19 protein-coding genes are annotated in these 18,918 nt (G+C 63.1%); 9 read left to right on the top strand and 10 right to left on the bottom strand.

Going from position 1 to position 18,918, the window contains the following annotated elements:
* Positions 1-38: 38 nt before the first annotated feature.
* The 9 genes from V8352_RS04730 to coxB form a co-directional block, all read right to left on the bottom strand.
* Positions 39-626 (bottom strand): GNAT family N-acetyltransferase, encoded by a 588-nt coding sequence (locus V8352_RS04730; RefSeq protein WP_336423170.1) that lies wholly within the window; start codon positions 624-626, stop codon positions 39-41.
* Positions 626-1,888, bottom strand: coding sequence for a M16 family metallopeptidase (locus V8352_RS04735; protein WP_336423109.1), 1,263 nt, complete (start codon positions 1,886-1,888; stop codon positions 626-628). Before V8352_RS04735 ends, V8352_RS04730 begins: the two co-directional genes overlap by 1 nt.
* On the bottom strand, positions 1,885-3,273 hold the full coding sequence (thrC, locus tag V8352_RS04740; RefSeq protein WP_336423110.1) for a threonine synthase: 1,389 nt from the start codon (positions 3,271-3,273) through the stop codon (positions 1,885-1,887). The genes V8352_RS04735 and thrC overlap by 4 nt, the downstream gene beginning before the upstream one ends.
* A 3-nt stretch (positions 3,274-3,276) precedes the next feature.
* Positions 3,277-3,936 carry an SURF1 family protein gene (locus tag V8352_RS04745; RefSeq protein ID WP_336423111.1) on the bottom strand — a complete coding sequence of 220 codons (660 nt, stop codon included), beginning with the start codon at positions 3,934-3,936 and terminating at the stop codon, positions 3,277-3,279.
* Positions 3,937-4,083: 147 nt separating this feature from the next.
* Complete coding sequence (locus tag V8352_RS04750) at positions 4,084-4,896, bottom strand: cytochrome c oxidase subunit 3 (protein ID WP_336423112.1); 813 nt, start codon at positions 4,894-4,896, stop codon at positions 4,084-4,086.
* Between the two features lie 74 nt (positions 4,897-4,970).
* A complete protein-coding gene (locus tag V8352_RS04755; protein ID WP_336423113.1) occupies positions 4,971-5,570 on the bottom strand; it encodes a cytochrome c oxidase assembly protein in 600 nt (199 codons plus the stop codon).
* A complete protein-coding gene (locus V8352_RS04760) occupies positions 5,560-5,736 on the bottom strand; it encodes a hypothetical protein (protein WP_336423114.1) in 177 nt (58 codons plus the stop codon). The genes V8352_RS04755 and V8352_RS04760 overlap by 11 nt, the downstream gene beginning before the upstream one ends.
* On the bottom strand, positions 5,736-6,728 hold the full coding sequence (gene cyoE, locus V8352_RS04765) for a heme o synthase (RefSeq protein ID WP_336423115.1): 993 nt from the start codon (positions 6,726-6,728) through the stop codon (positions 5,736-5,738). The genes V8352_RS04760 and cyoE overlap by 1 nt, the downstream gene beginning before the upstream one ends.
* 112 nt (positions 6,729-6,840) lie before the next feature.
* Entirely contained in the window at positions 6,841-7,716 is an 876-nt protein-coding gene (gene coxB, locus V8352_RS04770) for a cytochrome c oxidase subunit II (RefSeq protein ID WP_336423116.1), read from the bottom strand.
* Between the two features lie 296 nt (positions 7,717-8,012).
* Here coxB and tldD point away from each other — a divergent pair, with 296 nt between their 5' ends.
* The 6 genes from tldD to V8352_RS04800 all read left to right on the top strand — a co-directional run bounded on the left by tldD (position 8,013) and on the right by V8352_RS04800 (position 15,963).
* Entirely contained in the window at positions 8,013-9,434 is a 1,422-nt protein-coding gene (gene tldD / locus V8352_RS04775) for a metalloprotease TldD (RefSeq protein ID WP_336423117.1), read from the top strand.
* Positions 9,435-9,641: 207 nt separating this feature from the next.
* On the top strand, positions 9,642-10,778 hold the full coding sequence (gene dprA / locus V8352_RS04780; RefSeq protein ID WP_336423118.1) for a DNA-processing protein DprA: 1,137 nt from the start codon (positions 9,642-9,644) through the stop codon (positions 10,776-10,778).
* Between the two features lie 263 nt (positions 10,779-11,041).
* Complete coding sequence (topA, locus tag V8352_RS04785; RefSeq protein WP_336423119.1) at positions 11,042-13,771, top strand: type I DNA topoisomerase; 2,730 nt, start codon at positions 11,042-11,044, stop codon at positions 13,769-13,771.
* Between the two features lie 139 nt (positions 13,772-13,910).
* Entirely contained in the window at positions 13,911-14,480 is a 570-nt protein-coding gene (locus V8352_RS04790; RefSeq protein WP_336423120.1) for a L,D-transpeptidase, read from the top strand.
* A gap of 155 nt (positions 14,481-14,635) precedes the next feature.
* The gene (locus V8352_RS04795; protein ID WP_336423121.1) at positions 14,636-15,340 is read left to right on the top strand and encodes a CoA transferase subunit A; all 705 of its coding nucleotides are present in this window, start codon (positions 14,636-14,638) and stop codon (positions 15,338-15,340) included.
* Positions 15,340-15,963 (top strand): 3-oxoacid CoA-transferase subunit B, encoded by a 624-nt coding sequence (locus V8352_RS04800; RefSeq protein WP_336423122.1) that lies wholly within the window; start codon positions 15,340-15,342, stop codon positions 15,961-15,963. Before V8352_RS04795 ends, V8352_RS04800 begins: the two co-directional genes overlap by 1 nt.
* A 94-nt stretch (positions 15,964-16,057) precedes the next feature.
* On the opposite strand, the gene V8352_RS04805 is transcribed toward V8352_RS04800, so the two are convergent.
* Entirely contained in the window at positions 16,058-16,894 is an 837-nt protein-coding gene (locus tag V8352_RS04805; protein WP_442970958.1) for a lytic transglycosylase domain-containing protein, read from the bottom strand.
* Positions 16,895-17,262: 368 nt separating this feature from the next.
* On the opposite strand from V8352_RS04805, the gene V8352_RS04810 reads away from it, so the two are divergent.
* The 3 genes from V8352_RS04810 to cpaB all read left to right on the top strand — a co-directional run bounded on the left by V8352_RS04810 (position 17,263) and on the right by cpaB (position 18,795).
* Entirely contained in the window at positions 17,263-17,472 is a 210-nt protein-coding gene (locus V8352_RS04810) for a Flp family type IVb pilin (RefSeq protein WP_336423123.1), read from the top strand.
* 150 nt (positions 17,473-17,622) lie between these two features.
* Entirely contained in the window at positions 17,623-17,808 is a 186-nt protein-coding gene (locus V8352_RS04815) for a hypothetical protein (protein ID WP_336423124.1), read from the top strand.
* Between the two features lie 117 nt (positions 17,809-17,925).
* On the top strand, positions 17,926-18,795 hold the full coding sequence (gene cpaB / locus V8352_RS04820) for a Flp pilus assembly protein CpaB (RefSeq protein ID WP_336423125.1): 870 nt from the start codon (positions 17,926-17,928) through the stop codon (positions 18,793-18,795).
* Positions 18,796-18,918: the final 123 nt, after the last annotated feature.

Below are 18,918 nucleotides of genomic sequence, written 5' to 3' on the forward strand. Positions count from 1 at the left end.
GCGCCGTTGCCCCCCGCCGAAAACGGAAAAATCGCGGGCTATAGCCCCGCGTCACTGCGTCCGCGCCGATCGCTGCGCAGCGCGGCATAGAGGACATGGGTGCGCCAGCGCCCATCAATTTGCAGATAGCTCTGCGCGACGCCCTCGTATTTGAAACCCGACTTTTCCAGCAGGCCGCGTGATGCCGTATTCGACGGCAGGCACGCCGCCTCGATTCGGCTGAGATCGAGCCGGTCGAAGGCATAATGCACCATCGCCGGAATTGCCTCGCGCATGTAGCCTTGGCGCGCATGGGGCTCGCCGATCCAATAGCCCAGCGTGCCTGACTGGCTGGGACCACGCCTGATGTTATCAAGCGTGATCGCCCCCAATAGGCACTCATCCTGTCGACGGATCAGGAACAGCGGCAGGGCCGTGCCGCCCGTGATGCTGCGCTGCGCCCAGTAGACGCGATTGGTGAACCCCTTGCGCGAGAGATGATCCGCGGCCCAGGTCGGCTCCCACGGGGTGAGGAATGCCTCGGAGCTGCGGCGCAGGGACGACCAGTCCCGAAAATCGGTCATCAGCGGCTGGCGCAGGCTCATCCGCTCGGTCTCGATCCGAACCTTGCGCCGCGTCAGCAGCATCACGCAGCGCGCCGGGTCTGAAGGGCCTCCAGCGTCGGCGCATCCTCAACCGGGCCATAAAGCGCCAGCGCGGCGGGAGCATCCGCAGCCGTCCGCTCGGCAATGGCGCGCACATCCGCAAGCGTCACGGCGTCGATCTTCTCGACCACTTCCTCAAGGCCGGGCACGCGGCCCCAGATCTGAATCATGCGCGCCAGTCGTTCGGCGCGGTTCGAGGGGCTTTCAAGGCCCATGAGCAGGCCCGCCTTCATCTGGGCGCGCGCGCGCTCGATCTCGTCGGGGCGCATGTCGCTGGCGGCGCGCTTCATCTCGTCGATGGTGATTTCGGCAAGGCCGGCCATCGAATCGCCCGAGGTGCCCGCATAGATCGTCATCATGCCAGTGTCGGCATAGGCGCCCGCCTGCGCAAAGATCGTATAGCACAGACCGCGCTTTTCGCGGATCTCCTGAAACAGCCGCGACGACATGCTGCCGCCGAGCGCCGTGGAATAGATCTGCGCCGCGTGAATGGCCGGATCGCCGTAATCGGGGCTCTCAAAGGCCAGCGCCATATGCGCCTGCTCCAGCACCTTGACCGTCCGGCTCTCGCCGCCGCGAAACTGTGCGCGCGGGGCAACCTGAACGGGCTTGGCGGGCATATCGCCGAACATCGCCTCGGCCGCCTTGACCAGTGCATCGTGATCGACCGCGCCCGCCGCCGACAGCACCATCTGGCCGGGGTTGTAATGCTGATCGACAAAGCCGGTCAGATCCTCGCGGCCAAACCGGGCAACGCCCTCGTGCTGGCCCAGAATGGCCCGCCCAAGGGGGTGATCGGGATAGGCCTTTTCCTGAAGCCAATCAAAGATGATGTCGTCGGGCGTATCCAGCGCCTGACCGATCTCTTGCAGGATCACGCCGCGCTCGGTCTCGATCTCGGAGACATCAAAGACCGAATTGCGCAAGATATCGCCCACCACGTCCAGCGCCAAAGGCACTTCATCCTTGAGGACGCGCGCGTAATAGGCGGTGACTTCGCGGCTGGTGTAGGCGTTGATATAGCCGCCCACATCCTCGATCGCCTCGGCAATCTGCAACGCATTGCGCCGCCCGGTCCCCTTGAAGGCCATGTGTTCGAGGAAATGGGCGATGCCGTTCTGCTGGGGCAATTCGTTGCGCGCCCCGGCCAGAACCCAGACGCCGATGGCCGCCGATTGCAGGCCCGGCATCGCCTCAGTCACGATGCGGAAACCGTTTGGAAGAGTGGTGAGATTGACGCTCAATGCGCGGTCCGTTCTTTTATAAGGGTTTCGATAGCGCCGAGATCGTTCGGCACCTCGGTAATACGCTCCTCGCGGTCATAAAGGTCCGCCATATGCAAGGGCAAGGGGGGGTGCCGGCCGCTTGCCTCCTCGACCGCAGCCGGAAACTTGGCCGGATGCGCCGTGGCCAGCGTAATCATGGGCACGTTCGGGTCCAGACGCTGTTCGGCGACATGCACGCCGATGGCGCTATGCGGGCAAAGCAGCTCTCCGGTTTCGTCCCAGGTGCGCTTGATCGCGGCGCGGGTCTCATCCTCGCCCGCGCGGCCCGAATCGAAGACCTCGCGCAGTGCCTCCAGCGCCCCTTGGCTGACGGTGAAGCCGCCTGCCTTCAACTCATCCATCAGTTGCGCGGTGGCCGAAGCATCGCGCCCATAGGCCTCAAACAGTGCCCGCTCGAAGTTCGAGGACACCTGAATGTCCATGGACGGGCTGATCGAGGGGATGACACCATCGGGTTTGTAGGCGCCGCCGGACAGGCAGCGGTGCAGGATGTCGTTCTGGTTGGTCGCCACCACGAGCCGGTCAATGGGCAGGCCCATCCGCTTGGCGATGTAGCCGGCGAAGATGTCGCCGAAGTTGCCCGTCGGCACCGTAAAGCTGACCTTGCGATGCGGCGCGCCGAGGCTGACGGCAGAGGAGAAGTAATAGACCACCTGCGCCAGAACGCGCGCCCAGTTGATGCTGTTGACGCCCGCAAGGCTGACGGCATCGCGAAACTCGAAATCGTTGAACATGTCCTTCACGCGAGCCTGGCAATCGTCGAAATGCCCCTCCATCGCCAGCGCGTGAACATTCGGCTCGGCGGGCGTGCTCATCTGGCGGCGCTGCACCTCGCTGACGCGGCCATGGGGATAGAGGATGAAGACATCCACCGCGTCCAGCCCCCGAAACGCGTCGATGGCCGCCGATCCGGTATCGCCGCTGGTGGCGCCCACAATGCAGACGCGGCGGCCATTGCGGGTCAGCGACGCCTCGAAGAGCTGGCCGATCAGCTGCATCGCGAAATCCTTGAACGCGAGCGTGGGGCCGTGAAACAGCTCCAGTAGGTGATGCCCCGGCGCCAGCTGCACCAGGGGCGCGCGCGCGGCATGGGCAAAGCCCGCATAGGCGCGCGCGATGATGTCCTGAAACTCGGTGTCGGTGAAGGCATCCCCGATGAAGGGCCGCATCACGCGAAACGCCGTCTCCTCATAGCTGAGCCCCGCAAGTGCCGCGATGTCGGCATGCTGCATCTGCGGAATCGTCTCGGGCAGATAGAGACCGCCGTCGCGCGCGAGGCCCGTCAGCATGGCCTCTTCAAAGCTCAAGGTCGGGGCCTGTCCCCGTGTCGATACGTACTTCATGGCTCAGCCTCTTGTTTCGCGCGGGCGCGTCACGCGCCACATCAGGTATCCTGTCATGGCCAGCCAGAGCGCGGCCAGCGAAAACCAGGTAATCGCATATTGCAGGTGATTGTTCGAAATCGCGGCGGTGTCCACCGGCAAAGCGGTGATATCGGCCTGCGCTGCCGGCTCCTGGCGGCGCACGATCAATAGCACCGGCTCGGTCTCCAAGGCCGCCGCCATGGCGGGCACATCGCGCGCAAACCAGATGCCGCGCTCCGCGTCCGGTTCGGGGGTGTAGCTGTCGATTTCCTCGGGCCAATGCAGGTTGCCGGTCAGCGACACGGCCCCGCCCGGGCGCGGCGCGTCCTTGGCCTCCAGCGGCACCAGCCCGCGATCGACCATGATGCGCCGCCCGCCCGTCTCAAGCCCTTGGATCACGCGGTATCCCGCGCCCAGATCCTTTGCACCCACAAGCACATGCAGCTCCGGCCCGGCCAATATGCCCTCGAGGCTCACGGGCAGGTATTTGTCAGCCACCGGGTCGGGATCGGCCGGCAAACCCGCAGGCTCCGCCGAGAGGCGCGCCTCGATGGTCGCCAGGATGTCTTCCTTCCAGGCCAGGCGCTGGACCTGCCAGACACCCAGCCCGATCAGGATCCCGGCCCCAATCAGACCGATCATCAAAGGCACCACCAGCCGCCGCATCAGACCCCATCCCAAAAGACGAAAATGCGAGAGGCATACCCTCCCGCACTTTCATTGTTCCAAAAATACTCTCGCCGAAGACGCAGGGCTCTTGCCGAAGAATCATGCGCCACGCTGGGCGCGTTACTGCCCCCAGATATAGACCGCAGCAAAGAGGAAGAGCCAGACAACGTCGACAAAGTGCCAATACCATGCCGCCGCCTCGAACCCGACGTGGTTGTCAGGCGTGAAATGGCCGCGCACTGTGCGCAGGTAGCAGATAAAGAGAAAGATCGTGCCGATGATCACATGCGCACCGTGGAAGCCCGTCGCCATGAAGAAGTTCGCGCCATAGATATTGCCCGAGAAGCCAAAGGCCGCGTGGCTGTATTCATACGCCTGAAAGACGCTGAAGATAATGCCAAGCGCGACTGCCAGCAGCAGACCCATCTTCATGTCAGAGCGGTTGTTCTCATGCACCAGCGCATGGTGCGCCCATGTTGCCGCCGCCCCCGAGCAGAGCAGGATCAGCGTGTTGATCAGCGGCAGGTGCCACGGATCGAACGTCTCGATCCCCGCAGGGGGCCAGACGCCATCCGTTCCCGGCGACAGCTCGCCCATGGGGTACATGGCATGTTTGAAAAAGCTCCAGAACCACGCGGCAAAGAACATGACCTCGGACATGATGAACATGATGAAGCCATAGCGCAGGCCGATGCGCACGACGGGCGTGTGATCGCCTGCCTGATTCTCGGCTACCGTCTCGGCCCACCAGCCGTACATCGTGTAAAGGACGCCGACAAAACCGATCAGAAACATCCACGGCTGGTTGTTATCGACGCTGGGCGACATCCAAAGGACGGCGCCGAACAGCATGACAAAGGCCGCAACAGCCCCCAGAAACGGCCAGACCGACGGGGGCAGAATGTGGTAATCGTGGTTCTTCTCATGTGCCATGTCGGACTCCCTCGTGGACGGGCTTTGTTGATATGCGCGGGCAGTGGCCATGTCCATGGCACCGCCCTAGCGCGTCAGTTGACGGTTCTACCCGTTTCAGCGCCATCCGCAAGTGTGGCCTGCTGTTCCGGCAGATCGATTTCGTAGAATGTGTAGGAGAGCGTGATGGTGTGCGTGTATTTCGCATCCCGGTCGTCCACGATCTCGGGATTGACAAAGAACGTCACTGGCATCTCGACGCGCTCACCGGGTTGCAACACCTGTTCGGTAAAGCAGAAGCATTCGATCTTTTCGAAAAAGCCACCCGCCTCGTAGGGCGTCACGTTGTAGGACGCCTGCCCCGCGATGGGGCGATCAGTGGGGTTGTAGGCCTCGTAGAAGGCCAGGCCCGTCTCGCCGATACGCACTTCCATCTCGCGCTGCATGGGCTTGAACGACCATGCCATGTTACGCTCGAGGCTGCCGTCGAAACGCACCTTGATGGTCTGGTCCAGAATGACATCCGAGTCGCCTTGCGCCACGCCCGTCACGCCGCCAAAGCCCGTCACACGGCAGAACCAGTCGTAGAACGGCACAGAGGCCCAGGCCAAAGCGCCCATGGTCACGACCACACCGACCAGTTGGAGAACGGTCTTCCTTGTGTTCTTGCGCGTCAGGTCATCGTCAGTCGCCATAACCAGCCCCTTCCGAAGTCTCGGGAATTACAAATTCGTCCTGACTGACCTTGGCGACCGTGAGGCCGAAAACCAATGCGACAAATGCTGCCAGCACCACGCCCAACCCCAGATTACGGCTGAACCGGCGATTGTGCATCTCGTGGCTCTTGCGAAAAAACGCCATCAGAGGCCCCAGACGCCAAGAGTGCCGCCCAGCGCACCCGAAGAGATCACGCCCAAGCTGCGCAACGCCGCGTCGACGAGGATCGCCGAGAAGAGGACGAAGAGGTAGTAGAGCGAGTGCTTGAACACCGTCTTTTCCACACCATAGCCGTCGGCCTCCGCCGCCGTCTCGTCCCGGCGCCAGATGCGCCACGCGCCCCGCAGGAAGAGCGCGTTGAGCAGAACCGCCGCAACAAGGTAGAACGGCCCGCCGATCGAGGTGAAGGCCAGCGCAAAAGATACCGGCACCAGCAGGATCGTGTAGGCGAGGATATGGTTGCGCGTAACGCGGCGGCCATGGGTCGAGGTCAGCATGGGCACGCCGGCCTCGTCATAATCGGACTTCATGAACAGCGCGAGCGCCCAGAAATGCGGCGGCGTCCACATGAATATCAGCGCGAACATGAGCACCGATTCCACGCTGACACTCCCCGTGGCCGCAGCCCAGCCGATCATCGGAGGAAAAGCGCCGGCGGCACCGCCGATGACGATGTTCTGCGGCGTCCACCGCTTGAGCCACATCGAGTAGATGACGACGTAGAAGAAGATGGTGAAGGCCAGAAGACCCGCCGCGACCAGATTGGTCGCAAGGCCCAGCATCACCACCGAAATGCCCGACAGCGCCATGCCAAAACCGAACGCCTCGCCTTCGGTGATGCGCCCCGAGGGGATGGGCCGCTTGCGCGTGCGCTTCATGATGCGGTCTATGTCGGCATCCCACCACATGTTCAGCGCGCCTGACGCACCGCCGCCGATGGCAATGAAGAGGATCGCGGTAAACCCGACCACCGGATGCACCGGCATCGGTGCCGCCAGAAGGCCCACCAGCGCGGTAAAGACCACCAGCGACATGACGCGCGGCTTAAGCAGTGCAAAGAAATCCGCAAAGCCCGCATCTTGCGGGCGCGCGGCTTCGCCCTTGGAGGCGGATGCGTCAAAGCTGGCGTCGCTCATGTGGACCTCCGGTCAAAGGCGGCGCGGATGCGGTGCCCTCAAGTCTATATTAGATAGGTTTGCGCCCGCTCCGGCAGTAGGGGCGGACGCAAAAGGTGCATTGCGGCGGCAATTACTGGGCCGAAGCGACCTTGTAGCCATCCTGCGACGGCACGCCTGCATACTCTTCGATCGCACCCTCGAGCCAGGCGTCGTAGGCCTCTTGGCTCACGACCTTGACCGTGATCGGCATATAGGCGTGATCTGCGCCGCAAAGCTCGCTGCACTGGCCAAAATAGACACCCTCACGCTCGGCCGTGAACCAAAGCTGCGCAAGGCGGCCGGGAACGGCGTCCTGCTTGACCCCGAAGGCCGGGATCGTCCAGCTATGGATCACATCCGCGCCGGTGACCTGCATCACGACGGTCTTGCCCACCGGGACGACAACGGCGGTATCCGTGGCAAGCTTGAACTCGTCGCGGCTATAGCCCGCCTCCTCCAGCTCGGCGATCACCTCGTCGTTAAGGATCTTGCCGCTGCCGATCATGAAGCTTTGGAAGTCAAAGTCGTGGTCGGTATATTCGTAGCCCCAGTACCACTGATAGCCGGTTACCTTGATGTTGATATCGCCCTCGGGAATTTCCTGCTGCTTGAACAGAACGGGCAGCGAAAAGGCACCGATGAAGACGAGGATCAGGATCGGCACGACAGTCCACGCGATCTCGACCGGGGAATTATGGGTGAACTTGGCCGGGTTCGGATTCGATTTGCGGTTGAAGCGCACCATCGCATAGATCAGCAGCCCCGTGACGAAGAGCGTGATGATGGTGATGATGATCAGCACCATACCGTCGAGCCATTGCAGATCGCTGGCCAGCTCGGTCGCGGCGGGCTGAAAACCGGTGCCACCCTGCGTTGGCTTGCCCACGATCTCGAGGTTGTCCTGCGCCAGCGCGGGAACTGCGGTGAATGCCGCCAGCGAGGCCAGCAGGGAGGAAATGTATCGCATATGGCACCTTGATCGGTTGAAGCGGATATATCGTTGCATCTGGCGGCGCACCACCATGGCGGCGACCCAGCCGTTGAACATTGCGGTGTTAAAAACATATATCTCGCCGTGAGACAAGATTGACGGTTGCGGCAAACAGACGCTTTGTCTGATTTATCTGGAAAAGCGGCGCGCGCGAATGGCAAGATCACCGCAAGGTGGCAGGCCCCCGCCAAAAAGGCACCAAAAACTGTGCCATAATCAACGCGCGGGCCCGAATATGGCGCCCCGCGGATCAAGCAAAGCAGGACACATCCATGACCGGCACAGCCTTTCGCCCCTTTGACGACAATCTGGACAAGGACGCGGCCCTCGCCCAGCTGACCCGCGCCACGCAGGGCGCCGATGACGGCGAGCTTTTTCTGGAGCGGGTGCGCAGCGAGGCGCTGGTCTTTGACGACGGGCGCATCCGGACGGCGAGCTACGACGCGGGCGAGGGATTCGGCCTGCGCGCGGTGCGCGGCGAAGCGGTGGGATACGCCCACAGCTCGGACATCACCGATGCCGCATTGGGGCGCGCGGTGGATACCGCGCAACTGGCCGTCGGAGATGGCGGCGGCGTCATGGCACCCTCGCCCCGCCTGACCAACACGCAGCTCTATACGGATGTCGATCCCATCGCCGGCGCGGCCTTTCCGGTCAAGATCGAGACCCTGCGCGAAATCGACGCCTTTGCGCGCGATCTGGATCCACGGGTGGTGCAGGTGTCAGCGGTCATTGCCGCCTCCTGCCAGGAGATCGAGATCCTGCGCCCGGACGGCAGCCACCTGCGGGACGTGCGCCCCATGACGCGGGTCAATGTCTCGGTGATCGTCGAAGAGGACGGCCGCCGCGAATCCGGCACCGCCGGCGGCGGGGGCCGTGTCGGCCTTGATGGTCTGATCGATCCGGCGGACTGGCAGGCCAAGGCGCGCGAGGCGCTGCGCATCGCCACGGTCAATCTGCGCGCCGTTCCCGCGCCGGCGGGCGTCATGGATGTGGTCCTCGGTCCGGGATGGCCCGGTATCCTCTTGCACGAGGCCATCGGCCACGGCCTTGAGGGGGATTTCAACCGCAAGGGCGCCTCGGCGTTTGCCGGGCTGATGGGACAGCGGATCGCCGCACCCGGTGTCACGGTGCTGGATGACGGCACGATACCGGACCGGCGCGGAAGCCTGACCATCGACGATGAGGGCACCCCGTCAAAGCGCAACGTTCTGATCGAGGACGGCATCCTTGTGGGCTACATGCAGGACCGCCAGAACGCACGCCTCATGGGCGTCGAGGCGACGGGCAACGGCCGCCGCGAAAGCTATGCCCATGCGCCCATGCCGCGCATGACCAACACCTACATGCTGGGCGGTGACACCGCGCCGGGCGACATCGTGGCCGACCTGAAGGATGGCATCTATGCGGTTGGCTTTGGCGGCGGGCAGGTCGATATCACAAACGGCAAGTTCGTTTTCTCCTGCACCGAGGCGTATCGCGTTCAAAACGGTGTTGTCGGCGCTCCGGTCAAGGGCGCGACCCTGATCGGGGACGGCGCAACCGCTCTTCAACAGATCCGCGCGGTCGGCAGCGACATGGCGCTGGATCCCGGCATGGGCAATTGCGGCAAGGCGGGCCAGTGGGTGCCGGTCGGCGTGGGCCAGCCCACCTTGATGATCGGCGGGCTCACGGTGGGCGGCTCAGGCGGCTAGGCTGACCTGCCTGTCCGCTGGCGGCGCGATTGTTGCCCGCTTCATGAACGACCGCTGCGCCGTGGGCCGGTGCAGGGTTTTGAGTATTTTTGCCAAGATGAAGCCCCGCCCTTCAAGGAGCGCGCGTATCCACGGGAGTGGGGCGTGGTTTACGGGATGTTAACCACCCGTGCGCTACTGATGATTCTGTAAGCAGGCGGAGCCATGATGTCCTTGGAAACACATCCTTCCACTCACCCCCCACTCCCACCCACCACGGAAGATGACAGGGTATCGTGGCTTCGCCTCTTGCGCTCGCGGCGCGTGGGCGTTGCGACCTTTTATCGCCTGCTGGCCGAACATGGCACTGCGCTGGCGGCGCTGCCCGAAGTGGCCAAGGCCGCGGGCATGGACGACTACACCACCTGCCCCGAGGGCGTCGTGCTGGCCGAGATGCGGGCGGCGCGCATGGCCGGGGCGCTGCTGATCTGCGTGACGGACCCGCTCTATCCGGATGCGCTGCGGGACATTCCAGACCCGCCCCCGATTCTGTGGGCAATGGGCGATCTGGGCGCCCTGGCCCGGCCCAAGGTCGCTATGGTCGGGGCGCGCAATGCGTCGTCACTGGGCACCCGCATGGCGCGCGCGCTGGCCGCGGACCTGTCGAAGGCGGGCTATGTCGTCGTCTCGGGCCTTGCGCGGGGTGTCGATACGGCGGCGCATGCAGCGACGGTCGAGGGCGGCACGATCGCCGTCATGGCCGGCGGTGTCGATGTCCTTTATCCCGCCGAGAACGCCAAGCTGGCCGGTGATATCCTGCGCTGCGGCGTGCGGCTGTCGGAGATGCCGATGGGCACGGTGCCGCAGGCGCGTCATTTTCCGCGTCGCAACCGCATCATCAGCGGGCTTGCCGGCGCCGTCGTCGTCGTGGAAGCAGCCGCCAAGTCGGGATCATTGATCACAGCGCGCAACGCGCTGGACCAGGGCCGCGACGTGCTGGCCGTGCCGGGCCACCCGTTCGACGCGCGCGCAGCTGGCTGCAACATGCTTATCCGCGATGGCGCGCGCCTTGTGCGCTGCGCAGCCGATGTGATCGAAGCGCTGCCTGCACCGGCACAAGCAGCGGCAGCACCGTCACTGCTCGATCAGATTCCGCCCGCGCCGCCCGAGCGGCGCACGCTGGGCGAGACGGCCGATCTGCACAGCCGCATCCTGAACCGCCTCGGACCGTCACCATTGGCTGAAGATCAACTGATCCGCGACCTTGACGCACCGGCCCGGTCGGTCGCCCCAGCGCTGATCGATCTGGAACTGGACGGCCGTATCCGCCGGCAAGCCGGCGGCCTATTGTCGCTGGCCGAATGAGCCAGAAAGCCTAAGGCGCCATTGGCAAAGCAGGCCGTCTGTGCGAGGCCGGCCGCGCCGGATACGCGACACCGCATCGTTGACAATCCCCCTTGCACCGCCACATGTTGCCCGGCCATAAGCGTGTTTTCGTCGATGCGCGGAGTGGCCCGGTGCATTTGTCCCTTTGCGCCGCGGCCCTCAGCGCCTAGATGTGGCACTGCTTTTCGGTCTGCTCCGATCCTTTGAAGAGCCGCCGAAACACAAGAGTGATAAGGAATTTCATGCCCGTAGTCGTCGTCGAATCCCCCGCCAAGGCCAAGACCATCAACAAGTATCTCGGCACGGGCTATACCGTTCTGGCGTCCTATGGTCATGTCCGCGACCTGCCGCCCAAGGATGGCTCTGTCGATCCCGACAACGGCTTTGACATGAAGTGGGAGATCGGGGTCGACAGCCGCAAACACGTCAAGGCGATCGCCGATGCGCTGGCCGATGACAACGAATTGATCCTCGCGACGGACCCCGACCGCGAGGGCGAGGCGATCAGCTGGCACCTCGAAGAGGCGCTGCGCAAGCGCAAGGCGATCAACAAGGACACGCCCGTCAGCCGCGTCGTCTTCAACGCGATCACCAAGGCCGCCGTGACCGAGGCGATGGCCAATCCCCGGCAGGTCGACGCACCGCTGGTCGAGGCGTATCTGGCGCGCCGCGCGCTCGACTACCTCGTCGGCTTCAACCTCAGCCCGGTTCTGTGGCGCAAGCTGCCCGGCGCCAAGTCCGCCGGCCGCGTGCAATCGGTCTGCCTGCGCCTCATCGTCGAGCGCGAGATGGAGATCGAGGCATTCAACCCCCGCGAATACTGGTCCGTCAAGGCACAGCTGATCACGCCGCGCGGGCAGGAATACGAGGCGCGGCTGACCTCGCTCGCCGGCAAGAAACTGGACAAGTTCGATCTGGCCAACGCGACGCAAGCCGAAATGGCCGTGCAGGCGGTGTCGTCCCGCGCGCTGAAGGTCACATCGGTCGAGGCCAAACCCGCCAGCCGTAATCCGTCTGCCCCTTTCATGACTTCGACACTGCAGCAAGAGGCCAGCCGCAAGTTCGGCATGGGCGCGCGCCAGACTATGAGCGCAGCGCAGCGGCTGTATGAGGCGGGCCATATCACTTACATGCGGACCGACGGCATCGACATGGCCGCCGAGGCCGTGAGCGCCGCGCGCGAGGCCATCGCCGATCGCTATGGCAAGGATTACGTGCCGAGCGAGCCACGCATCTACAAGAACAAGGCCAAAAATGCGCAGGAGGCGCATGAATGCATCCGCCCGACCGAGATGGCCAAGGATGCCGCCGCCCTGAAAATCACCGACCGCGATCAGGCGCGTCTGTATGATCTGATCTGGAAGCGGACGCTGGCCTGCCAGATGGCGGGCGCCCGGTTGGAGCGCACGACAGTCGAAATCGGCAGCGATGATGGTCAGGTCGGCCTGCGCGCGACGGGTCAGGTCGTGCTCTTTGACGGTTTCCTGCGGGTCTACGAGGAAGGCCGCGACGATGTGGACGAGGGTGGCGATGATGCGCGCCTGCCGCAGATGTCCGAAGGCGACAAGGCCAGCTTTGGCAAGTCGGGCCTACGCGATCAATTCGCCAAGGCGGACAAGAGCGAGGCGTCAAACAGTCTGGTCGAAGACAGCGCAAAGGGCATGGCGCGCCACGAGGCCGCGATCCTGGCCGAAAACGCCGCCGTTCTGGGCCTGCAATCGCACACCCAGCCGCCGCCGCGCTATACCGAGGCGACGCTGGTCAAACGCATGGAAGAGCTGGGCATCGGCCGGCCGTCGACCTACGCCAGCATCGTGACCACGATTCAGGACCGCGAATACGTGCGCAAGGACGGCAATCGCCTGATCCCCGAGGACAAGGGACGCATTGTCACGATCTTCCTGCTCAACTTCTTCAGGAAGTATGTCGGGTATGAGTTCACCGCCGATCTCGAGCAGGAGTTGGACCATGTCAGCGCCGGTGATGCGGATTGGAAAGATATTCTGAACCGCTTCTGGCACGATTTCTCGGCCGCCATTGCCGAGACCTCGGAGCTGCGCATCTCCGAGGTGCTGGATGTGCTGGATGAGGCGCTGGCCCCCACGCTCTACCCGCCGCGCGAGGATGGCAGTGATCCGCGCATCTGCCCGCTTTGCGGCAATGGCAAGCTGCATCTCAAGACGTCGAAATCCGGCGGCTTTGTCGGCTGCGGCAATTATCCCGAGTGCCGCTATACCCGCCCCATCGGCGCGGACGCGGCCGAGGCGGGCGACCGCGTGCTGGGCGAGGATGACGGCGACGAAATCAGCCTGCGCTCGGGGCGTTTCGGCCCTTATGTGCAGCGCGGCGAGGCGACCGAGGAAAACAAGAAGCCGCCCCGCGCGTCGCTGCCCAAGGGCTGGACGCCGGACGCGATGGACCTGGAAAAGGCGCTGACGCTGCTGAGCCTGCCGCGCGAGGTTGGCCCCCACCCCGAGGACGGCGAGATGATCGAGGCCGGGATCGGACGCTATGGCCCCTTCGTCAAGCACGGCAAGCTCTATGCCAACCTCAAGGAGGTCGATGAGGTCTTTACCATCGGCATGAACCACGCGGTTGACGTGCTGGCGCAAAAGTTGGCCAGTCGCGGCGCGGGCCGGGCAGCGGCCAAGCCCCTCAAGGAGCTGGGCGAGCATCCCGAAAGCGGCGGCGCGATGAACGTCATGGAAGGGCGCTATGGTCCTTACGTGAAGTGGGAAAAGATCAACGCGACCATCCCCAAGGGGACGGAACCCGAGGATGTCACAGTTGCCATGGCGGTCGAGCTGATTGCCGAGAAGGCCGCGAAATCCGGCAAGGGCAAGAAGGCCGCACCCAAGAAGAAGGCAGCGCCCAAGAAAGCCCCGGCCAAAAAGCCCGCCGCGAAGAAGCCCGCTGCAAAAACAAGCGCAGCAAAGGCGCCTGCGGCAAGGAAAGCCGCCAGCAAGGAGTAAGCATCGCCCGTTTCGGCGGGCCATGCGTCTTCGCAACCCAGCCGTGCCACACAGCTTTGTCATTGGAACTTTATGGCGCTAAACTGCATGTAAAGCACGAGGGCAACGATTCTGCCCATCACTCAAGAGGACATGAGCCATGAAGACATCAGGCCTCAGCCGCCGCGCCGCATTGATCGGCGGTGCCGCGGCCTTTACGACATTGGCTGCGCCCGGTATCCTGCGCGCTCAGGATGTGGCCGGCACGCGCCGCAACACGTCCAGCTTCATAAGGCAGGACTGGCAGGACCACTTCGACTCGCTGGGCAGTGGCGCGATTGTTTGTGACACCGGATCGCGTGCGCTGCACTACTGGAACTCGGATGCCACGGATTACCGTGTTTATCCCACGTCCGTTCCGATGACAGACGCACTGACGCGCACCGGCTATACCAAGATCGTGCGCAAGAAAGTCGGCCCCGACTGGACACCAACCGCGAACATGAAAGAACGGGACCCCACCCTGCCCGATTACATGCCGCCGGGTCCGGGCAATCCCTTGGGCACCCACGCGATGTATCTGTCGTGGCCCGCCTATCTGATCCACGGCACGCATGACACGCGCAAGATCGGGCGCCGCTCGTCCTCGGGGTGCATCGGTCTTTACAACCAGAAGATCGAAGAGCTGTTCGAGATCACGCCCGTCGGCACTCAGGTGCGCGTGATCTGATTACCGCTGGCCCCGGCCTGAATCCGCCCCCGGCCCCACGTGGGCCGGGTGTATGAAGAAACCCCCTTGTCGGACAGGGCTGGCGGCGCGGTGGCATTGACTCTTGATGCGCCGCTGACCACAAACCTAGGAACCGTGCTTGAGAGGGATTTTTCATGAAGAAAGTATATGCGAACGCCACCGAGGCGCTGGAGGGTCTGCTGGAGGACGGCATGACCATCGCGGCCGGTGGATTTGGTCTGTGCGGCATCCCCGAGTTGCTGCTACAGGCGATCAAGGAACATGGCGCCAAGGATCTGACATTTGCCAGCAACAACGCGGGCGTCGATGATTTTGGCATCGGAATCCTGCTTCAGTCGCGGCAGGTGCGCAAGATGATGAGCTCTTACGTGGGCGAGAATGCCGAGTTCATGCGCCAGTATCTGGCGGGCGAGTTGGAGATCGAGTTCAACCCCCAAGGCACCCTGGCCGAGCGCATGCGCGCCGGCGGCGCGGGCATCCCCGGCTTCTATACCAAGACCGGCGTCGGCACGCAGGTCGCCGAGGGCAAGGAGCACAAGGAGTTCGACGGCGAGACCTACATCCTCGAACGCGGGATCGTGGCAGACCTCAGCATCGTAAAAGCGTGGAAGGCCGACGACACCGGCAATCTGGTGTTCCGCAAGACGGCCCGCAATTTCAACCCCCCCGCTGCGATGTGCGGCAAGGTCTGCGTTGTCGAGGTCGAAGAGATCGTGCCGCGCGGCACGCTCGACCCTGACCATATCCACCTGCCCGGCATCTATGTGCACCGTCTGATCCAGGGCGAGCACGAGAAACGGATCGAACAGCGCACGACGCGCAAGAGGGAGGAAGCCTGATGCCTTGGGACCGCAACCAAATGGCCGAGCGCGCCGCGCAAGAGCTGGAAGACGGCATGTATGTGAACCTCGGCATCGGTATTCCGACGCTGGTCGCCAATTACGTCGGCGACAAGGAGATCACCCTGCAATCCGAGAACGGAATGCTGGGCATGGGTGCATTCCCCTTCGAGGGTGAAGAGGACCCCGACCTTATCAACGCCGGGAAACAGACCATCACCGAGCTGAACCGCACGGCCTATTTCGATAGCGCGACCAGCTTTGGCATGATCCGGGGCGGCAAGATCGCAGCCGCGATCCTTGGTGCAATGGAAGTCGCCGAGAACGGCGATCTGGCCAACTGGATGATCCCCGGCAAGCTGGTCAAGGGCATGGGCGGCGCGATGGATCTTGTCGCCGGTGTCGGCAAGGTGATCGTCGTGATGGACCACACGAACAAGGCGGGCGACAGCAAACTGCTCAAGGAATGCACATTGCCGCTGACCGGGACGGGCGTCGTGAATCGCATCATCACCAACTTAGGTGTTCTGGATGTGGTGCCCGGCGGGCTCAGGATCGTCGAATGCGCGACAGGCGTCACCGAAGACGAGATCCGCGCCGCAACAGAGGCGACGATCGTCTGAGGCGCAGGCAGAACGCCAAGCGGAGTTTACCAGCAAGGTTTCGACTTTCCTTGCTCAAGATCAGGGGGCGGTGCCATGTGGCGCCGCCCCTTTTTCAGTTCGCCATGGCCATATTGAGGGCGCAACCGTCCGAGATGAACTCGGGCCGTGTCTTGCACAGGCCGCGGGCCAGATCATATGCGGCCAGCACCTTGGGCACATAATCACGGGTTTCGGCGTACGGCGGCACGCCCTGGTTGGCCTTGACCGCGCGCTCGCCTGCGTTGTAGCCGGCCAGCGCCAGGATGGGATCGCCCTCGAACTCCTTGAGCAACCAATCGAGATAGGCCACGCCGCCGCGGATGTTCTCGGCCTCCGACAGGCTGTCGGTCACGCCAAATCGCGCGGCGGTGTCGGGGATCAGCTGCATCAGGCCCTCGGCGCCCTTCTCACTGACCGCCGTGCGCCGCCCGCCGGATTCGACTGCGATCACCGCCAGCACCAGCGCGGGCGACACGTCGGTTCCGATCGTCGCCATCAGGATGTGCTGTCCTTGCGCTGCGGCGATGTCCTGCATGTCCTGCAAGCGGTAGCGCGGGCTTGCCATGCCCGCAGGCGGTTTGGCCAGAATGCCCAGCGCCTCGTCAAAGCGCAGCGTGCCCGCATCGGCGTAGCCCGGTGGCACCTTGTCCCAGAACCACCCGTAGCTGGCCGTGCGCACGTCCGGGGATGCGGCGACGCCGGTGTCTTCGCCCTCGGCACGCGGCGGGGTGCTGCGGGCCGGGGCGGGCTGATCGCCCGGCTGGATCTGGACATCGATGCGCTTGCTCGTTCCCTTCTTGGGGGGCTTGCCCATCTTGAAGGTAAACTCGGGAAAGGGTGCCGGATCGGCCACCAGAGGCGCCGGACACAGCAGCAAGGCCGCCAACGTCGGGGCAAGGATATGTCGCACGGGGTGTGTTCTGCCTGTTTGCGTTCTGTCTGATGCGTCGCGCTTTTCCTCAAATCATCGCAAAAAACCGGGCCTCGCGCCAGTCCCGTGACGCGCCCGAGGCGGATTCGGCGCCTGATTCGACGCAACCCCATCAAAAGGTAAGCAAATCTTTAATTTAAAAATATAATATTTTCAGCCTGTTAGGCATTCCCTCTTCAAAAATATCAATACGCTACAAAATCGCTCCAATCGCGCCTAATTTGCGCCTTCATTGAGCAGCAAAACCTACTCATCCGAGGCGCTGAGGGCCAACAGTAGAGAGGCGGCCCAGCCAGCAAGACGGTGAGAAACCTGAGCAACTCAATGATCCTTTGGAGGGACAACACATGATCAATTTCATCAAGAATTTCCGTGCAGACGAAGATGGCGCCGTGACCGTTGACTGGGTCGTTCTGACCGCAGCAGTCGTTGGCCTGGGCATTGCCGGTGTGGCAGCCGTCAAGGGCGGCGTCGAAGGTCTGGCTGGCACCATCGCGAGTGACGTCAACGATCTGGAAACCGGCGTCACTGCGACAGCCGTCCCTGAAGAGGGTTAATTCACGGATCTTTATGATCCAGAAAATTAGACGGTGAGCCGCAAGTCATCGATTTGCGGCTCATCTGCCACGAGGCATATAGTCGTAGCGACATCCTTACGCCATGCATTGCCCTCATAATGGATTCATCCAACGGGTGGGAACGAGAGTATGTCAATTTATCTCAAAGCGTGGCTCGAAGACGAATGCGGCGCAGTCACTGTCGACTGGGTTGTTCTGACCGCAGCAGTGGTCGCACTCGGTGTCACAGCGGTAGCATCTGCTCGCACGGGCATCGAAGGCCTGTCTGGAAAGATTGAAACTGACGTCGCTGCGATCGAAACTGGCACTGAATAACTTTCATCGTTGCTTTGCAAACATTCTAATGCCGGGACTGTTGTAACAAGAGCATTTCACTGCATCCACCAATCACACACCGGCACCCGGCCAGCCCACTGATTGAAAGGAAAAGCCATGCGTTTGATTTTTGGACTGGTCCTCGTTCTCGGCGTGGCGCTTGCTGGCTTTGCCGTCTACATGGCGCAAAGCTATATTCAGAATTATCAGAATGCTCTCGCGATCGAGCGCCAGTCGCGTCCCGAGCCGATCAAGACCGTCGATGTCTACGTCGCCAAACGCACGCTTGAATATGGCGAGCAGATCCTGACAAAGGACGTCAAGCAGGTCGCCTACCCCGAAGCGTCTTTGCCCGAGGGTGTCTTTCTGACCGAGGAAAGCCTGTTTCCCAGGGGCGAGGACGAGCCTCGCACCGCGCTGCGAGCCATGGAAAAAGGCGAGGCCATCCTCGCCATCAAGGTGACGGGGCCGGGCCAGGATGCCGGGATCTCGGCGAAGCTGGGGCGCGGTATGCGGGCCTTTGCGATCAAGGTCGACAGCACCTCGGGTGTTTCGGGCTTCTTGCGGCCGGGAGACCGCGTCGATGTCTATTGGACCGGCAATATCGGCCAAGGCAACCTGCGCACCGAAGGCGACAGTCGCGGCGATGTCACCAAGCTGATCGACAGCGGCGTTCGCCTGATCGCGATTGACCAATCCTCCAATTCGGACATGGCCGAAGCCAACATCGCGCAAACCGTCACGGTCGTCGTCCGCCCCGAGCAGGTCGCCGCCCTCGCGCAGGCCCAGGCCACAGGTCGTCTGACCCTCAGCCTTGTGGGCACGCAGGACGATGTCGTGGCCCAGGCGATCGAGGTGGATCAACGCCAGCTCCTCGGGCTTTCCGCCGCCCCGGCTCCTGCTGCAGCGCCCCGCGCAGAGGTTTGCACGATCCGCACACGGCGCGGCGCAGAAGTGATCGAAACACCTATCCCCTGCACGAACTAGCGCCCAACCTACTGTAAACACTATGACATCTTGGGGCGCTTCTTCCACGGCGCCCCAAAGTATTTGTGCAACTCAAAAATCACACAGTTTACAAAAAACGCCTAAGTGCCATTGATCCTTGAA

Origin of the sequence: Roseovarius sp. D0-M9, from assembly GCF_037083805.1 — a bacterium.
In the GTDB taxonomy this organism is placed as follows: Bacteria; Pseudomonadota; Alphaproteobacteria; order Rhodobacterales; family Rhodobacteraceae; genus Roseovarius.